Genomic DNA, 16,525 nt, shown 5'->3' on the forward strand with positions numbered 1-16,525 from the left:
TCGGGGCAGCCTATCCTCACAGCCAGGTACAGCGTTGTATCGTCCATCAGATCCGCTCCTCCACCCGGTCTGTCAGCTATAAAGGCATCAAGCCACTGATGGCCGATCTGAAGAAGGTGTACACCGCCGTCACCGAAGACGAGGCGCTGGAAAACCTAATGGCTTTCAAGGGAAAGTGGCGCAGACAGTATCCCTCTTGCGTTAAAAGCTGGGAGGATAATTGGGATATTTTGAGCACCTTTTTCGCATATCCTCCCGAGAGCCGGAAAATCATATACACGACCAATATCATTGAGGGGCTCAACCGCCAATTCCGGCAGGTCACCAAGAACAAGCCCAGCTTTTCCAATGATGATTCCCTGCGCAAAATGCTCTATCTGGACAGCAAGAAAATTGTCGGGCACTGAACCTCCAGATGTCGAAATTGGGACATGGTTTTGGCCCAGCTCCAGCTCATGTTCCAGGACCGCCAGTCCGACGAATCTTTGATTTGCTCCCGTTCTACCGGCTGATGCTTGCCTCTTTTACACAAAACTTTCTGCCGGGCCAACCATTCTGACAAATGCCCTTTTGTGTACTCGTAGATCGCCTTCCGCGTCGATAAGTGCTGTCCTAAGCCCCACAGGTATACGGTGATCAACTCCTCGTCGGTGAATTGGGGACACTTATTTTTGCTCAGACGTTGAATTTTTCTCTAAACCTGCTATCATTGCATTGGCAAATGGTGCAGTATAATTCGATGAGTTTTGTTTTCACACGACTATTCTCATCCTTTTTGCACCATTTGTCTTTATTTTTTTCCTTTTTAACTATTGATTCGTATTGATTAAATTGGACTTCGCTGCGTGCCATTCTGGGCGTTCATATTTTTTCATGCCTCAGGCGCAGAAGAGCAATGCACTTTCCTCAAAGCTCAAAAAGCTTTCCCAGATGTGACAACTTGTCCCCTACCCGGCAATGCCGGAGGATTGCCCACAAGGTAGCCTGATGGCTGGTGATTACAGGAATGCCAAGATCCGTTTCCAGCGTCTGGATAAAACCAAGGGTGTCCAATGCTACACAACTCAAGAAAAATACATCCGCGCCGTTAAGAGCCATTTCCTTCGCACTTTGATAGAGGAATGCCCGATCCGCATTAATAATTTCCCGGCCCCGCACAAGCGACAGGTCCATTCCGCTGATATTAGTCACGCGAAAGCCATTTTGCTCCAAAAATTCTTTTTCGATCTTATTGGTCTCGTCTGGATAGGGCGTGAGCACCGCAACAGATTTTGCACCCAGCGCCTCAAGCGCCTCCAGCACAGCCGTTGTAGTTGTAATCGCGGGGATACCGCTGGCAGCCTCCATGTCGGCAATGCACTTTTTGTCCCAACCCGTGCCTTTGATAAAGCTGCCCGACGTACAGCAAAATGCCAGGAGATCCATGCTCTGCCCCTTGTACTTGGCAGCAGTATCCTTCAGCTGATCGGTAAGGATTGCCAAACCTTCCGGCGTTGGACCGGGAAAGGGCATTTTCATTGAGGAAAATGATACGCCTTCCGGTGCGTAGATATGAAAAGCGTGCTCCACATTTTCACCGGGCATAGGAGAGATCAGTCCTACGCTCGCCCGCCACCCATAAATTGAGTTATTCATGGCAGAACCATCCTTCCTTACGAGTACTTTTGCAGTCCCAAATTTTTAAGCAGCTGACTGCACGCCTTGCCGCCCTCACTTGCGTTAAAGTCCGCCTCGGCAACACAGTCCAGGGCGCCAAAAGAACATGCCCGGACACAGGCGGGTTTCAAACCGTTTTTCACCCGAATATTACAGCCGTCGCACTTTACCATTTTGCCGTCGCTTTTTCGAAACACAGGCGCTCCAAAGGGGCAGGCAAGGGCACAGCTTTTGCAGCCGATACAGTTGGTATTGTCATAGACAGTAAATCCTGTTTCCTGATCCTTCTTTATGCAGCCTGCTGGGCATGCGTCAATGCATGGTGCGTTCTCACAGTGCATACAGGCAGCAGAGAGGTACACGCAGTAGAGACCGCCATCTTTCAGCTCAATTTCGTCCTCATAAGTCCGGCGGAAACAGCTTTCGCCGGATTCGATATCAATGTCATTCTGGTCAATACAGCCCATCCGGCATGCGCCGCAGGCACTGCACCGGTCCTCATCAAATGTAAAGACGTACTTCATGGCTCAACCCCCCTCATACTTGCTGATATTGCAGCGCATTCCCTTATAGCCCGGGAAACCAGTATATGGATCCAGATGATCTCGGCCCAAAAGCGAATTTACGTTGGCCTCGGTATAGCCATGCTGCGCCAGCACCACGCCTGCAAGTGTCTTGCCGGTCACATGAGCGCGCATACGGATCGATCCATAGGGGCTGGAAATCGTCACCTGATCCCCGTTCGCAATATCCAGCCGCCGGGCGTCCTCCTGATTGATCTCGCATGTCGGAACAGGGCACATGCTACGCAGCCAAGGCGTCCGCTGCGAACGGGAATGGATGGAATACGCCACCCGGGCGCCTGTGCACAAATAGAACGGATAGTCCGCTTTTGTATCCGGGTCGTTCTGATCCTCCAAAGAGTCCCGGTAGCTTGGCAGTGGGTCCAATCCGTATTTGGGATCTATGGCCGCCACAGCAGTAGCGTAAAATTCAATTTTCCCTGTTGGCGTGCGGAACCCGTTTTCCAAACAGCTGCCGGGTTTTACCGGCCATTTTGCTGTCGGGACTAACATCGGTCTTCCGCTCTCCTTAAGCTCAGCCATGGTAATGCCACAGCCCTCGATCATCCAGTCCAGACATGCCTCATAGCCGCTCTTCAGCAGATCATCATCCAGATCCATGGCCTTTGCCAGCTCACACAGAATGTCCACATCCGACTTGGATTCATAGAGCGGCTCTATGACCGGCCTGGTGTAGTAGAGATATCCCCCTCGATAGCATTTCAATTCACTACGCTCCACGCTGGTACAGGCGGGAAGAACGATGTCCGCATAGGCCGCCGCTCTGGTCATGAAAACGTCTACGTCGACGAAGAAATCCAGATGCTCCTTCATGGCTTCCAACAGCCGTTCCGTTTCGGGGAACATCTTGGCGTTCATGCCAAGCGCAAAAATGGCCTTGACTGGATAGGGCGTGCCCTCCTCCAGTGTCCGCAGGAGGTCCATTGCCTGGAACTCGTTGAATGACGATTCCCACAGGGGGAACCTCTGGGCGCCGATCCGTTCAGGACCGTCTTTGGGGTACCGTTCGTTTCGGAAAAGCTCGTCCCGTGTGGAGAAACCCGCCGGCTGACGCAGGTAAGTGGCCGGTACAGGATAATTGCCGCCCACACGGTCATAGTTGCCGGTAAGGGCCATGAGACATACGATGGAACGATGCGTATTGAATCCGTTGATCCGGTGGACGAGCGCGGACGCGGAAAAGTTCGTACAAGCCGGGCCATTGGTTGCAAAGACTTTGGCCGCCTCATAAATGTCCTCGGCGCGCAGGCCGGTGATCTCAGAGACCTTTTCCAGCGGATACTGGCCGGCAAGCTCCTTGTATTGGTCAAAGCCATAGGTATACCGCTCCACATAATCCATATCGGCCCAGCCGTTATCGATGATGAGCTTTGCCATGCCAAGCGCCAGCGCTCCGTCAGTACCTGGCCTGATCTGTAAGAAAATATCTGCCAGATTTTTTGCCGCAGGCGTTTTGCGGATATCGATGATAATGACCTTGCCGCCTCTGGCCTTCAGCTTCTGAACGCCTTCTATTGACAGATGCTCAGAGTAGTAGCCGTCGAAATTCCAGCCAAGAAATGTATTGGAATGAGCCATATCTGGCGCAGCTCCGCCGCCCGTCGTCAGATTGTCGCCCATCTTCATTGCGACTGCGCAAACGCTGTCGTCTGTGCCAAAGTTCACACTGCCAAATACGTGCGCAAAGCGCTGGTAAATGGGCCGGTACCATTTAGAATAGCCGCTGAAAAACGCCACGGAATGGGGCGAATATTCCGTCTTGACCCGGTTGAGGCCCTGTGCGATCAGCTGATACGCTTCGTCCCAGCTGATCGGTTCGAATTTTCCCTCGCCCCGCTCGCCGATCCGCCGCATGGGTGTGCGGATCCGGTCCTTCCGGTAAACATAGCTCCGGGTAGCGCTGCCCTTTGTGCACAGCTTGCCGTGACTATACGGGTGGTCAGGATCTCCCTCGACCCGGATAATGGTCCCGTCTTTTACATAGCAGTTCAGGCCACAGTGGTGACTTGGGGAGCAAATCGCGCAGATAGAGCGCTTTACCTCGATCCCTGTGTCGGCACCCGGTATCTTGGCCTTCAATTTTTCTTCCAGTTCAGTCAAGATGTTTCCCTCCTAAAAATTTGATGAAATCGTCCGGGAAGCCCTGGCTGCGCAGGAGGCACGCCGTTTGAATGCTGAGCGCCGCGTCCGGGGCCTCAATGGACTTTATAAACGCATTTTTGATTGCTCCGCTGCACTCGGCGGCTCCGATTACATTTATGCAGTGGAGTTTCCGGCCATTTCGCGCGGCACGGATATACAGCTGTTTATCCGCGTATTCATAAACCCGGCCCGTTGGCACTGCTGCCGAGGGGTCTCCGACGCTGAGAAAATCCAGCCCCAGGCAATGGCCCAAGCTGACCGGAAGGTTTCCTCTGAATCGGGCCGACCCTCCGGCCATATTGACGCCGGCTACACGGCCCTGCTCCACGGAATTCATCCACAGCGCAATGTTTTTCTGCGTTCCGGTGAAGATATCATATGCGGCGCAGCAATCGCCGGCGGCATAGATGCCCGGCACACAGGTCTCCATATGGGGATCGACCAGGAGGCCGCCTTCTGTGCAGATGTCTTCTGTGCTCAAAAAATCCAGGTTTGGACGGATGCCGCTGGTCATTACAATGATGTCTGCCGTAAGCTGCTGGCCGTCCCGGGTAAACGCACTAAGCCCGCCGTCTGCCCCCTGTTCAATGCGCTGGAGCGTCTTGCCCAGGGATATCTGGAGTCCGCGCTCCTGGAAGTGCGCAAGCACACGCTCCGCCGTCTCGGGAAAGAGCGCATGGGAGAAAGCCTGTGCGCTGCGATTCATCAGTGTACAGGGAATGCCACGCTGCGCAAAATTCTCCGCTACCTTTATTCCGCTCCAGGAAATGCCTACGACCAAACCGGAACGGACGGCTCCGCTTTCCAGGCGTTCTTTCAAATACCGGGCGTCCGCTTCTGTGCGCATGGAGAAAACGCCAGGCAGACCGGCGCCAGGTATCTTTGGAACAAAAGCCGAGGCCCCCGTCGCAATGAGGATGCTGTCATACCATGCGGTCCGTCCGCCTGCCGTGCGGATCGCTTTTTCCGCGGTCTTCAGCTCCGCGACCGGCGACGCCCGGAATACCTGGAGATTCAGCCGCTCCTGTACCTCTTCCAGGGAGCCATACGGAAACATCCCCTGATAAGGGAGCGCATTTTTTGCATAATAGGTAGTGAGCATTGGATTATGCGGGCCAAACGCCGTATCAGTATATACATCGATGACCGCCTCGGCATCGGTCATACGGACGCCCTGCGCCCCGTGGTAACCGGCAGCGCCAAAGCCAAGGATAGCCACTTTTTTCATGGGAAATCAACTCCTTCTGCGAAAAGTGAGCTGGGTGACGCGCAAATGCAGGCGCCGTCCTCCTCCCTGGGGGAGGAGGAGATATCCGGTCCTGCCGGCTATGTCAGCCCGTCATAGCCAAAGAGATGGAGTAGACAACGATCTGGGCGATCATGTGGAGCGCGATGGCAAACAAGATCACCAAAACCCGCTTTTTCATCTGCGGGATCTCGCTTCGCGCGTGCCACACGGCGGCGGGTGCAGAGGAGCCCGGCAAAACAAGGCCCATATTGGCACTGTAGATGATGGCCATGCCAAACACGCTGATATTTGCTCCGGTCGCAAGGGCAAAGGGGGCGATAATAGGAATAAGCGCCGTCGCCGTTGCAATATTGGAGCCAATATTCGTGAGAATAAGCATCGCAATAATTGCGGCAACCAGAATAAAGATCGGACTGCGGCCGGCAAAGATCGGTGTGAGCACCTCGGTCAGCCACGGCGTGATGCCGGTCGCCTCTTTGGTCAGGGCGCCGGCCAGAGGGATCGTTGCAGCGCACATAAAAATAACGGGCCAGCTGACCGCGGATTCGTTGTTTTTGATCTCGCTGAATACAATGCACGGTTTTCCGTCCCCTTCGCCGCTGGGTACTACCATAAGGAGAACCAGACAGATGGCGAACAGGCCGCCGGAAGTGAGCACGTTATTGATATAGACCGCAAAAGCCGACGTCGTAAAGGTGCCGGCAAAGATGGTCACCAGCATGAAAAAGAGGTAAATGACCACAATGCGCTTGGTCCTGGGGCGAAGATGCCTGCTCTCCTCGCCCAGCTTGTCCACGTCAAACTCCCGCATATGGCTGAAATCCACCCGGAACAGTTTCGCGCCCAAGACCACATAGGTGGTGAGGATCACCACGCCCATAATCCCGGTGCGGATAAACATGGCGCCCAGGTTGATCGGCGTCCCGGAAACATTGGCCCAGGTCTTGGCCAGTCCGAGCTGCCAGCTCCGATAGGGCATCATAGAGATACCCAGCATCAGCGTAAGGATAATGCCGCCAAAGCCCCAATAATAGAAGCTGTCGTTCTCTTTGTAGTCGCAGCTCTTGCCGATATCAGCCCAGATGGAGCAGAGCATGATCATGATGGGAATCGTATCCAGAACGATATTTGCCCACATGAAAATGAACAGGAAGCACCAGGTATACAGGAGAGGGCGGCCATGGAAAATTTTCAGCGACAGTGTCTTTCGTGCAAACCACTTTCCGAATCCGTAAATAACGATAGCGCCCGCGGCCATCTGCTGAACGATGGTCTGAAAAACGACCGAATTGCCCAGCATTGCCATAGCGGCGTCGTCCACGCTCCCCACCAGGCCACTGATCCCGTAGAGCACGATGGCCAGAATGGAGGGCCAAATGATCTCCAGGGTCGAATAGGCATATACAACGCCCACAAACAGACCCAGGATCCGCATACCGGTGGGAGTAACCGTTCCAAAAGGAGGCAGGAACCCGAACACCAGCATAAAGAATATCGTGATGGCTATGTGAATATATTTGGAGGGTGGATAACCGAGCTTTGTTCCTTTTGCGGAAGTCATCGCTTTTCTTCCTTTCATCTTTATTCGCATTTCCCCCGCCTTCGGCGGGGGAAATGCCTGGAAATCGGGGCCTGTGTGCGGCGAAACCCGATTTAATCAGAGGTTCCTTCCGTATGTTCGACTGATTAGAACGGCCCGCGGGGCTATCCGGCACTCTGAAAATACTGTGCGACCTGTACGCCCCGCAAATGCCCCAGCCCCAGGTTTTCCAGCGTGCGCCCTTCGGAATAATAGTCCGTATGATTGATCGCACCGGCCACCTTGATCAGGGCATCATACAGCGGTACATCCACGCCGACAGCTCTGGCCACCGAAAGGAACAGGCATCCAATGATCGGTGCATCCTCCGTAATATGGCGCTCCTGCAAGCTGTTCGGCCCAGTCAGCTCCTTAAAGTCATCAAAGGTGTGTATGTCCGGGTCGGCGTATTTGCGGAAATTTCCGGCGGGGGAGGGGCCGCAGGGAAATCCAAGGGCGTCCATGACCGCCTTTTTCTCCTTCCACAGCGCGTCCGCAATGGCAATGCTGCTGGGGCAGATGGCCTGCTTGAAGCTGTAATAAGGCTTAGGCCCGTTTTCGATGGCCCCTGCGTTTACGATGGTAAGGGAAATGTGGCTGAGCAGGTTGGGCGCATTGAAAGCGGCCTCCAGAATGCTGCCCACCGGCTCCAGGGTATAGATCCCCCGGAACGCCTCGACCAGCTTATCTGTATCTGACGCGGGAAACGCAGCGGCGTCCTTCGGTGTATTTCCGTTTCCAAAAAACACCACATTCTCTCCCGTGCGGCGGCTGGAAAAAAGGCTGCCAGAGGTCTCTCCCACAATTACGCCTGAAACTCTAGCCTCATCAAAGACCCGCCGGAAGATGAGAGAGCCCAAGTTTCCCGCGCTGAGGAGCACCGCGGCGTCCGGTTTGAGATACGGCGCAATGGCACGTGCGGTCATTTCGTCTGCATTGGAGATGGTGCAGCAGACCACCAGTTCGGCCCCCTCCATAGCAATAGCAGGATCCGTTGTCACTGTGTGGAGAACTGATGTCCCCGTGATGCTGCCGGTGCTCTCGATCATAACATCATGCTCCGTAAAATCCGCTTTTCCATTGTCATGCAGGATATCGCACAGGCGTACCTCATGGCCGTTGAGGACCAGCTCGGCGGCCACGGAGTAACCGGAGCCGCCTGCGCCAATAACAGCGATTTTCTTCATTCTAATCGATCTCCTTTTCAAATACGATCAAAGAGACAGGCACTCAGCAAGAGGCGCGACATCGTCCAGTTCGTCGATCACCTTGCACAACGCAATGAAACGCTCCGCTTTTTCCTGCGGCAGCCCGGCCATTTCCGCACCGCTCCTGAAGGTGCGCTCTACGTCCTCCCAATCGAAAGGGCACTGGGGGTGGCCCTTGGGAAACTGTTTGCTGATCTCAAAGCTCTGCCCATCCTTCAGCGTCACGCGCATAGTCACCGTGGGGAATGTCCCCTCCTTGAACATTTCGAACGCGTCCTGAAGGGCGAGTTCGCCGTCAAACCTCACGCGGGAGGCCAGCGCAAGGACATTTTTATCTGTCAGACGGTGGGCGGCATACCACTCAGGACCGGGCTTGCCCAGCAGCATATAGGCTGCAAGGCAGTAGGGAATGCTGAACTGTGCGTCGCGGCAGCTGTTGTAGCCGTCCCAACTGAACTTATCCCGCTCCAAAAACTTCGGGGTCATGTGAATTTCCTCGATATCCTCCGCAGTAAAGCCGTGTGCCGTTTTCAGCTCGTCCAGGCAGTCCAGAGGAAGCTGGATCCACATATTGGACGGCCAGTGCTTGAGCAGCAGATCGCCAAACAGGTACTCAGTGCCCACGTTTCGGTCGATCCAGCCCGGGTTGGCAAAGCCGCGCATCATCATGGTGTAGCCGTACTGTCCATCCAGGATATCGTAGATGTTGTCCAGTTCATTCCGCTTGGCCATGCCGGCTACCATAACGCCGGTAAGAGAAGTGATCGCATATTGCAGATGATAAAAATCCGAACCCTGATGGGCCAGGATAGCGTTTACCACAGGAGTGGAACAGCCGGTGGCGCCCATGAGCAGATTGAACTGCTCCTCATCGCATTGCAGGATTTTTCCGGCGCAGGCGGCGCCCGCCCAAATCTGCCAGGAGCCCAATCCCCAGCCGTAGAGGGCGTCATCAAAGCCCTTGGAGGGCTGAATGTAGCAGGCTACCCGCTGATAAACCTCAAAGCCGCCGATGACAGCGGTGATGTAGTCCTTGCCGCAGAGGTGCTTCGCCTCGGACATCGCCATAGACACCGGAATAAGGTGGGCGCTGGGATGTCCGGTAAAGCTGCAATCCTCCCAGTCCAGGGTGTCCGCTGCCGTCGAGTTTGCCATGATCGCGCCGTTCATGGGGAGCTTCCCCTTGTCGCCCCACAAGGTGGCCATTTCCGGCGCTTCGGTGCCAACCGTGCTGCGGGCCGCCGCCCGGGCTGCCACAGCAGTGGGGAGAGGCCGGCCAGCCAGCGTAACACCGGCCACGTGCATGGTAAGCTTTTTGACCTTATCGACCAGCTCCGGGGCCAAGTCCTCATACTTCAGGTTCGCAATAAAGCGGGAGAGATTTTTGGTGTACGCTGTCGCGATAGGTTCTTTCATCCGAGACCCTCCAATACGATTTTGGTGACCGCCTCTGCGGCTGTGGCTTAAGCATAACAGCCGCCGTTTTCCTCATCAATGGAGCTATGAACACTAAATTCTTCAAGAAAACAGAAATGCTATGTGCAGATGCACATAGCATTTCTGACGAATATATCTGCGATTCGACCGGATGGAGACAAGCAAATTGCTGCATTTGTCAGTAATCACACCCTGTCAGGAATCGATAGACAGGCACTCTGCCAGCTGCGCCATATCGGTCAGGTCCTCCATATTCCTGCACAACGCGGCAAAGCGATCTGCTTTTTCCCGCGGCAGTCCGGCAAGCTCAGCGCCCCCGCGGAAGGTGCGCTCCACGTCGTCCCAATCGAATGGATGCTGCGCGTGTCCCTTGGGGTACTGGCGGGTGACCTGAAAACTCCGCCCATCCCGAAGGGAGACTCTCATGGTGATTTCCGGAAAAGAACCCTCTCGGAATACCTTGAAACCATCTGTCGTAGTTATCGAAACGGCCTTATCCAAATGGACCCTGGCTGCCAAATCAAGCACACACGGATCAGTCAGGCGATGGGAGGCATACCACTCCGGGCCTGGCTTGCCCAGCAGCATATACGCAGCCAGGCAGTACGGGATACTGAACTGCGCATCCCGGCAACTGTCATAGCCGTTCCAACTGAATTTGCTGCGGTCAGAGATACCCGGCGTCATAAAAATTTCTGTAATGTCCTCCGCCTGGAAGTTGTGGGTTCTCTTTAGCTCATCCAAGCAATCCAACGGCAGCTGTATCCACATATTCGCAGGCCAATGCTTAAGCAGCAGATCGCCGAACAGGTACTCAGTACCCACATTCCGGTCGATCCAGCCCGGATTGGCAAAGCCGCGCATCATCATGGTATAACCGTACTGACCATCTAAGATGTCATAGATGTTGTCCAGTCCATTGCGTTTGGCCATGCCGGCCGCTATAACGCCGGTAAGTGCGGTGATGGCATACTGCAAATGATAGAAATCAGAACTCTGGTGGGCCAGGATCGCATTTACCACAGGCGTAGAACAGCCCGTCGCGCCCATGAGCAGATTGAATTGTTCTTCATCACATTGCAGCAGCTTTCCTGCACAGGATGCACCTGCCCAGATCTGCCAGGAACCGAGTCCCCAGCCATAAAGCCTGTCATCAAAGTCGTCCGGCGGCTGTACATAACACGCGACTCTTTGATATACCTCAAAACCGCCAATAACAGCTGTGATATAGTCTTTTCCAGAGAGGTGCTTTGCCTCGGACATCGCCATCGACACCGGGACAAGGTGAGCGCTGGGGTGCCCGGTAAAGCTGCAATCCTCCCAGTCCAACGTATCCGCCGCTGTGGCATTGGCCATGATCGCGCCGTTCATAGGCAATTTGCCCTTATCCCCCCATAAGGTAGACATCTCAGGCGAGGCAATACCAACCGTACTGCGCGCAGCCGCCCGGGCGGCTGCCGCAGTAGGAAGAGGACGGCCGGCCAGCGTAACGCCCACCACGTGCATGGTAAGTTTTTTTGCCTTGTCCACCAATTCTGGAGCCAGATCCGTATAGCTTAGATTTGCAATAAATCTGGAAAGGTCTTTCGTATACGTTGTCGCAATAGGCTCTTTCATTCTGATTCCCCCTGCAATCGTATATAATATGCTAAGAAACCTCTGATTAAATCGAGTTTCGCCATTTGCAAGCCCTAGTTTTCAGCTGTTTCCCCGCCGAAGGCGGGGGAAACACGAATAAAGCAGAGATTCCTTAAGGCTGTAACGGCTCAAGCAAAATTTATCAGTCTTGCTCCATTGGTTCAATGTTTGACTGCACATCAATCTGGTCCAGATACAGGGAGCCTTATATGCAAATACACATAGTAAATCCGCCGAAACAGTTCCTGCGTAATCTTTCATTTCTATACGCGGCAAACGGCCCTATTTGACCCACAACACAAAAGGGTCCTCCCGCCCTTTGGGCAGGAAGATCCTTCTGATCCAAATATGCAAACCCATATTATGGTCGAGGGTGGGGCGCTATTTCGGGGATAATAGAAGAAAGACAGCCATCATATAAGAGGCTGCTGTATTGCAGCAATCCAAGCCGAAGGGTCAGCAGGCCGTCAGCCGTATCCGTGCTGTAACCAGTCAGTTCAGCGATGCGCTGAAGCCGCTGCTGCAAGGTATTTCTGTGGATAAACAGTTGCTTCGCTGTCAGTGTCGCGTTCATGTCACAATCAAAATAGGTATGCAGGGTGTCAAGCAAAATATCACGTTGCTTTGACGCAAGAAGATCGCCGAATATGAACGATGTGATCCGCTTGCGGGTGTCCAGGGCATCGTAAAGCACCATGCTGCCCAACACTACCGAACGGCCAAGAATGACATTTTGATCCAATCGCAGCAGCCGGCCAGCGGAAAGCCGGATCTCCAGCTGCTCATACTGGCGTTCATAATCCTCGATCCGGCAGCACCGGTTTCCAATTACGGCATTCATGTTCAGCAGTTGTCCATAGGCCGCAATATGCTCAAGTTCCCGGCAGATATTAAATATGCTGATGGTATTTACGTCCAGCGCAGTGGAGCGGTCTGCGCATAATACCAGCGCACTGTGTTTTTCTGGATTTGGCAGAATAAAATCATCTTTATTGGAGAAATACATGGGCAGCTGGTCAAAAAACTGGCTGACGGTATGGCTGAACTGACGATCGTCAATAATCGGTTCCCGTACCATGTGGCCAAAGCTCTTCTTTTCTATCCGTGAAAGCTGGATCAGGAGCGTTGTACGCGGAACAGACAGCTTGACTCCGTTTCTGTCAAGATCCTTTTGAAGCTGCACCCGATCTGATGGATGAATTCCGACCAGGCTGGTCAACAGCTTATGAATTGCCGTTTCATAACCGCTTTTTTGTATGCTGGTGTATTCTTTTTCCAGAAGAAGCTCCACTATGGTTTCTGCCATTGTAAGATAGGGACGGTCCTCCGCAGTCAGCCCGCAAAGTTCGACCGTACCAACTACTACACCGTTATATGCGATACAGCAGATATTTTTTGTATCATCTTGAGGCGCTTCGGGCCAGATGTTCAGTTTTTGTATTGCGTTTCTCCTGACTGATCCAACTCTGTGTGACTGTGTTGCCGCTATGATCTCCCCTTTCTGATTGGTAATAATCACCGGATAGGGTTGTATTGACTCCAACGTATGCTTCAGTCGTGTTCCGATATTTTTATCAATGAGCATTTTATCCACCTGCTATCGAAAAACAGAAGTTTTAAATCACAGAGGGTTTATAATCTGCATAAAGGTCAAGTTGAAGCAAACAGATTAAACACTATTTTCTCTAATCGCTTGTTTCATCATATCATACATCAGAGTAAATAGCTGTTATGAAATGACTTTTTTCAAGGGGAAAAGCCAACGAAATTTCATCTGTCAAATTGTGCAGAATACCAAACGGCATCTGAAAAGGGCAAAGCCTCGCAGCGGTGCGAAGCATCCTTGACGCACGGATTTTCACGGAATACCCACCCTCAAGGGATCATACACAAGAAATGTTATCGGTCATCATGGCCCAAATGAAACACGCCATCTCTCTTGCCACGGCAGTCTTTGCGATCTGTCTTGATACGCTTGCCGGGCACTGTTATCATCGTGGCCGGCGCAAGGATCACACAGTCGATACTGTGTGCGTGCAGTTGATGATACAGTAAGCAGCCCAGGACGTCATGCTCACCGCCCGCCCATCCACGTAGAATGTCTGTGGGAGCAGCTGGGCCGAGCCCCCGGATGCGGCCAACGACGGACCGCCGAACAGGGCCGCGCCGAGCACCATGGCGGGGATGCTCAGCGTTCCCAGGCTGCCGTTGGCGTAGTAGAGGTCGCCGGTCACGTCCGTATAGCCGCCGACAGTACCCTGGGCGATATTGGTGGGACTGCCGGGGAGCTGAGTCACAGTAAAATTGCCGCTGGTGCCCACCGAGGGGTGCCCCGGCAACAGAGGGAGCATTCACGCCGCCGGCCTGGCTCACCAGCCCACCGTCGAGTGCGCCGGGGACGAGATTGGGGGTGAAATATTCGCCAGAATCGGGCAAGTAGCTGGCGGGCATCCCAAAACCGGGTGCGGCCAGAGCCACGTTTTTGCTCCTGTCCACATTGGGGTCCTCCTGCTCATAGATGATTTCCAGGCTGGTGGGTCTGCCGAACAGGTAGTCCTCCGGGGCACCATAGGTGTACTCCAAAGCGCTGGCCTAGGTGACGCAGAGGGCGCACAGCATCCCTGCAAGCAAAATATTGCGAAGTTTCAACAATTTATCTCCTTTCTTTCAGCTTTTTAAACACAAGGAAACCGCCGGCGGCCAACACCAACACCGCGCCGCCGATTATCAGCGGGCGCTTAAGGGCGGACAGGTCCACGGGAGAGGCAGCGGTGTCCGTGTGGCTGCTGTCGTCGTTGGGGTCTTTGACCTCCTCCTGAGCCTCATCGCTGCCGAAGATAGCGGTGTAGGTGACCACTGCGCAGTTGGCCCTGGACCCCTCGTCGGTGTAGTCCGCTGTGACCGTATAGTCGGTGGCGTACCTGCTGGAGGTGGTTTCGGTGTAGCTGGCGCTCCGGCCCGGAGCGGCCTCTGCGGCCAGGGCGGCGGTGCAGGGTGCAGAAACTCATCAGGTCAATGGGAGCCTCGAACACCGCGACCCAGTCCAGGGCTGGGTCGCAGGGCAACCGGAAAGCCACGCTTTCGTCGCTGCCGGTGGCGTCTCCCTTGAAACCGGGGCCGTTCAGATCGTAGGTGCCGCGCTTGCTGGCGAACACAGGTTTGCCGCTGCCATCCTGGCCTACGAACACACAGTTGTGATGTAAGCTGTCCTCATACAGCAGGCCGGACTCGATAAAGCCCTGGATCACCTGGGGCGCGATGCCTCGCTTGCAAAGATAGGCAAACACCCGCCGCTGGTCCTGGTTTGGAATGGGCAGGGTGAAGGCGGGTTTCTCGGTCTGTTGGGCCGGGCCAGGGTTTGGATCGGGAGGGTCCCTGGCGTGGCTCCCGTTGAACTCCAACAGGTAGTTCACGGCCTCCCGGAAATCTTTGCCGCGAAATTCTTGCAGGAAAGTAATGGAATCTCCAGCCTGTTGAGTAAAGTAGCGTTTCCAGATACGGCGGTCCTTGATGCGGATGCTGTCCATCTCCCTGGTGGTGTGGTAGCGTTTGCCTACCCGGCGGACGCTGTAGCCCAGGTATTCCAGCAGGTCCGGCAAGTCTGTGTTCTTGACGATTTTCATCTCCTCATCCGTGAAACGGAAATCATTATTTTCGCTCATGTTCATCACCTCCGTAGAACGAAAAAAGCCCCCCTGAGCGTCCTGGTTCAGTTTGGGATGCTCAAGGGGCCTTTTATCTGGTGTTTGGTTGTTGTGGTGCGGGCGGTCTCCCCCTCCAGGTGCGCCTTGATCCGCTGGTGGTATCTTCTTTCGGTTGGTTGTACCGCAAGTATAGTCGAAAGGTATGAAGAAAGCTATTACCAATACCCCCAAGGAACTGTGGACAAAGCAAGCATATTCAACGAAAACGGCGGTCGAAAATAGTCTGCGCAGGTGCCGGTTGGGTGATAGCGTTGAGACTCCATTTCTGATCCTCTATTTGACCTGCCCAGCGTTTTGTGCTATACTATTTTTATAGGAGACGGGAATGGAGTGCTGTCCATGACGAAGAAATATCAAGTGGTTCCGCTCAGTGAACTGCCGCTGCACAACGATTTTATGTTCAGCCAGGTCATGCGTTCGGAGGAAATTTGCAAGCTGTTTCTGGAGGCGCTCCTTGGATTTGAAATTGACCACATCGTTTTTATTGACCGTCAAAAAGACATCACGGACAGTTATGAGCTCCACGGCATTCGGCTGGATGTATATTTGAAAGACGAAAAAGGCACAGTATTTAATGTAGAGATCCAGGTAGATCGCCGGGATGATCTTCCCAAACGTGTCCGATTTTATCAGAGCAGCATTGACCGGGCCGAGTTGCCGAAAGGCGCGGATTACAGCGATTTGTCGGACAGCTATATTATCTTCGTCTGTGATTTCGACTGTTTCCATATTGGCAAGGCAGTCGGCGAGCGCGTCTCTTTCTTGAAGGGCACTGACGTTCCTTACGAGGATGGTTCCCATGTCTACTTTTTGAACAGCCATTATACGGAACGCAATGCTGACAAATCCATCTTGGAATTTTTGGATTTGATTCGGACAAACGATGTGAGCAAGTCATATGAAACGCCTCTGGGCCAGAAAGCCCAAAGGCGGATGCAGGAGGTACGCAGTGACAAGGAGTTGGAGGTGTCGTACATGACTTTTGCACAGAAAATGATGGACGAACGTTGGATAGGGTATATGGACGGCCGGGAGGATGGTCGCCGTGAGGGCCAGGAAGAGGGCCATCGAAAGGGTCGGGAAGAAGGACGCCGTGAAGGCATAAAGAGCGCAATTCTTACGTTGAAGGGAATCCTTCCCCCTGCCGTAATTGCCGAACAATTTAAGATGTCACTGGAAGAGGTTATGGATATTCTGGAACCCTGACGGGCTTAATGCCAGGAGGCCTCCGAAAATATTGTGTAAAAGAGAAAAAAAGACATCCTTTCAGTCAAGAATCGGAGCAGGCATCGAACTTGATTGAAAGGATGAATTTTTAATGGAAAAGA

General features: G+C 53.7%; 14 protein-coding genes. 2 read left to right on the top strand and 12 right to left on the bottom strand.

Going from position 1 to position 16,525, the window contains the following annotated elements; genetic code table 11:
- The coding region (locus tag D1159_RS16980) for a transposase (RefSeq protein ID WP_161846801.1) at positions 1-407 on the top strand (407 nt) is incomplete at its 5' end.
- 499 nt (positions 408-906) lie between these two features.
- On the opposite strand, the gene D1159_RS16985 is transcribed toward D1159_RS16980, so the two are convergent.
- The 12 genes from D1159_RS16985 to D1159_RS17040 all read right to left on the bottom strand — a co-directional run bounded on the left by D1159_RS16985 (position 907) and on the right by D1159_RS17040 (position 15,155).
- Positions 907-1,635, bottom strand: coding sequence for an aspartate/glutamate racemase family protein (locus tag D1159_RS16985; protein ID WP_202621140.1), 729 nt, complete (start codon positions 1,633-1,635; stop codon positions 907-909).
- A gap of 17 nt (positions 1,636-1,652) precedes the next feature.
- The gene (locus D1159_RS16990) at positions 1,653-2,180 is read right to left on the bottom strand and encodes a 4Fe-4S dicluster domain-containing protein (protein ID WP_161846802.1); all 528 of its coding nucleotides are present in this window, start codon (positions 2,178-2,180) and stop codon (positions 1,653-1,655) included.
- 3 nt (positions 2,181-2,183) lie between these two features.
- Positions 2,184-4,340, bottom strand: coding sequence for a molybdopterin-dependent oxidoreductase (locus D1159_RS16995; protein WP_161846803.1), 2,157 nt, complete (start codon positions 4,338-4,340; stop codon positions 2,184-2,186).
- Positions 4,333-5,610 carry an FAD-dependent oxidoreductase gene (locus tag D1159_RS17000; protein ID WP_161846804.1) on the bottom strand — a complete coding sequence of 426 codons (1,278 nt, stop codon included), beginning with the start codon at positions 5,608-5,610 and terminating at the stop codon, positions 4,333-4,335. Before D1159_RS17000 ends, D1159_RS16995 begins: the two co-directional genes overlap by 8 nt.
- A 103-nt stretch (positions 5,611-5,713) precedes the next feature.
- Complete coding sequence (locus D1159_RS17005) at positions 5,714-7,192, bottom strand: TRAP transporter large permease subunit (protein ID WP_161846805.1); 1,479 nt, start codon at positions 7,190-7,192, stop codon at positions 5,714-5,716.
- 143 nt (positions 7,193-7,335) lie between these two features.
- Positions 7,336-8,397, bottom strand: coding sequence for an NAD/NADP octopine/nopaline dehydrogenase family protein (locus D1159_RS17010; RefSeq protein WP_161846806.1), 1,062 nt, complete (start codon positions 8,395-8,397; stop codon positions 7,336-7,338).
- Between the two features lie 27 nt (positions 8,398-8,424).
- Positions 8,425-9,834 (bottom strand): MmgE/PrpD family protein, encoded by a 1,410-nt coding sequence (locus D1159_RS17015; protein ID WP_161846807.1) that lies wholly within the window; start codon positions 9,832-9,834, stop codon positions 8,425-8,427.
- 216 nt (positions 9,835-10,050) lie between these two features.
- Positions 10,051-11,472 carry an MmgE/PrpD family protein gene (locus tag D1159_RS17020; RefSeq protein WP_161846808.1) on the bottom strand — a complete coding sequence of 474 codons (1,422 nt, stop codon included), beginning with the start codon at positions 11,470-11,472 and terminating at the stop codon, positions 10,051-10,053.
- 382 nt (positions 11,473-11,854) lie between these two features.
- Complete coding sequence (locus D1159_RS17025) at positions 11,855-13,078, bottom strand: helix-turn-helix domain-containing protein (protein ID WP_161846809.1); 1,224 nt, start codon at positions 13,076-13,078, stop codon at positions 11,855-11,857.
- Positions 13,079-13,505: 427 nt separating this feature from the next.
- Positions 13,506-13,844 carry a hypothetical protein gene (locus tag D1159_RS20295; protein WP_161846810.1) on the bottom strand — a complete coding sequence of 113 codons (339 nt, stop codon included), beginning with the start codon at positions 13,842-13,844 and terminating at the stop codon, positions 13,506-13,508.
- A gap of 302 nt (positions 13,845-14,146) precedes the next feature.
- Positions 14,147-14,350 carry a hypothetical protein gene (locus D1159_RS17035; RefSeq protein ID WP_161846811.1) on the bottom strand — a complete coding sequence of 68 codons (204 nt, stop codon included), beginning with the start codon at positions 14,348-14,350 and terminating at the stop codon, positions 14,147-14,149.
- Positions 14,316-15,155, bottom strand: coding sequence for a DUF3991 domain-containing protein (locus D1159_RS17040; RefSeq protein ID WP_243152362.1), 840 nt, complete (start codon positions 15,153-15,155; stop codon positions 14,316-14,318). Before D1159_RS17040 ends, D1159_RS17035 begins: the two co-directional genes overlap by 35 nt.
- A 381-nt stretch (positions 15,156-15,536) precedes the next feature.
- Here D1159_RS17040 and D1159_RS17045 point away from each other — a divergent pair, with 381 nt between their 5' ends.
- Entirely contained in the window at positions 15,537-16,403 is an 867-nt protein-coding gene (locus tag D1159_RS17045; RefSeq protein ID WP_161846812.1) for an Rpn family recombination-promoting nuclease/putative transposase, read from the top strand.
- Positions 16,404-16,525: the final 122 nt, after the last annotated feature.

The organism is Pseudoflavonifractor sp. 524-17 (assembly GCF_009935845.1).
GTDB lineage: Bacteria > Bacillota > Clostridia > Oscillospirales > Oscillospiraceae > Pseudoflavonifractor_A.

Coding starts and splice junctions, on each gene's coding strand:
- D1159_RS17040 (WP_243152362.1), bottom strand. CDS start 15,155: ATGAGCGAAAATAATGATTTCCGTTTCACGGATGAGGAGATGAAAATC.
- D1159_RS17000 (WP_161846804.1), bottom strand. CDS start 5,610: ATGAAAAAAGTGGCTATCCTTGGCTTTGGCGCTGCCGGTTACCACGGG.
- D1159_RS16985 (WP_202621140.1), bottom strand. CDS start 1,635: ATGAATAACTCAATTTATGGGTGGCGGGCGAGCGTAGGACTGATCTCT.
- D1159_RS17020 (WP_161846808.1), bottom strand. CDS start 11,472: ATGAAAGAGCCTATTGCGACAACGTATACGAAAGACCTTTCCAGATTT.
- D1159_RS17025 (WP_161846809.1), bottom strand. CDS start 13,078: ATGCTCATTGATAAAAATATCGGAACACGACTGAAGCATACGTTGGAG.
- D1159_RS20295 (WP_161846810.1), bottom strand. CDS start 13,844: ATGCTCCCTCTGTTGCCGGGGCACCCCTCGGTGGGCACCAGCGGCAAT.
- D1159_RS16990 (WP_161846802.1), bottom strand. CDS start 2,180: ATGAAGTACGTCTTTACATTTGATGAGGACCGGTGCAGTGCCTGCGGC.
- D1159_RS17015 (WP_161846807.1), bottom strand. CDS start 9,834: ATGAAAGAACCTATCGCGACAGCGTACACCAAAAATCTCTCCCGCTTT.
- D1159_RS17010 (WP_161846806.1), bottom strand. CDS start 8,397: ATGAAGAAAATCGCTGTTATTGGCGCAGGCGGCTCCGGTTACTCCGTG.
- D1159_RS17005 (WP_161846805.1), bottom strand. CDS start 7,192: ATGACTTCCGCAAAAGGAACAAAGCTCGGTTATCCACCCTCCAAATAT.
- D1159_RS17045 (WP_161846812.1), top strand. CDS start 15,537: ATGACGAAGAAATATCAAGTGGTTCCGCTCAGTGAACTGCCGCTGCAC.